Below are 856 nucleotides of genomic sequence, written 5' to 3'. Positions count from 1 at the left end.
ACGGTTTATCGCTGGACGCGATTGCCTTCCGTCGTGGCGATTTGGCTGATTTTTTACAGCAACAAACGGAGATAGATCTGCTGGGTGAATTGTCAATTAACGAATGGAACGGTAAAAGGTCTCTCCAGCTAATGATGCAGGACATTCGAGTGCAGGAGCCGCAAATTTTTGATTATCGTGGAGTGTCGGACCCTTTTGCCGAATTAGAGCGGGGACTCAAGATCTTTCATCCACGCATAGAGGAAAGAAAGAAAGACGTTGCGGTGTTGATCCACCCGTCATCTAGGCTTCGTCCCTCGGGTTCCGTGGATGCTGAATCCTTATGGTTGTACGATAAAGATGGCAGCGTTATTCCCAGTGATGGTCAAAGAGATGGACAGCACTCTGTAAAGTCGCTGTTCGTACTAGAGCCGCCGGATACACCGGATCAGTTTCAGGCATTATGGTCTACCTTTGAGAATGTAGAGAACGTATTTCTCCTTCATTCGGTCAGTGAGCGTGGCGGTCGACTCGTAAGCCCCGACAGAGAGCTGTTCAAGCGTATTTACGTTGTGCTTTCCCGAATGGGGACACAGCCTATTGATGAAAAGGCAATGCTGCCTGCTCTTAGCCGACAGTGCTCCTGTTCAGTACGCATGTTATCCAAAGTGTTGGACATCTTCGAAGAACTTGAGTTTATGACGCGTACAGATGGTCAATTCTGTTTTGTATCCAATCCGCCTAAGCGGGATTTAACAGCTTCTCCACGCTATCAGGAATTGTATAATATGGCTGAGATGGAGAAGTACTTGTTGGATGCGGACACTACCCAGATGACGAGCTGGATTATGTCGCTTATGAAGGGCGCGTCTTGAGA

1 protein-coding gene is annotated in these 856 nt (G+C 48.0%); it reads left to right on the top strand.

What is annotated here, in order from left to right:
- Positions 1-854: single-stranded-DNA-specific exonuclease C-terminal domain-containing protein (locus GRP75_RS28275; RefSeq protein ID WP_202404360.1), on the top strand; the 854-nt coding region annotated here is incomplete at its 5' end.
- Between the last annotated feature and the right edge of the window lie 2 nt (positions 855-856).

Source organism: Paenibacillus sp. OT2-17 (assembly GCF_009827695.1).
GTDB lineage: Bacteria > Bacillota > Bacilli > Paenibacillales > Paenibacillaceae > Paenibacillus > Paenibacillus polymyxa_B.
Note: the sequence above shows the minus strand (reverse complement) of the source record. Positions and strands in the feature narration are given on the sequence as shown.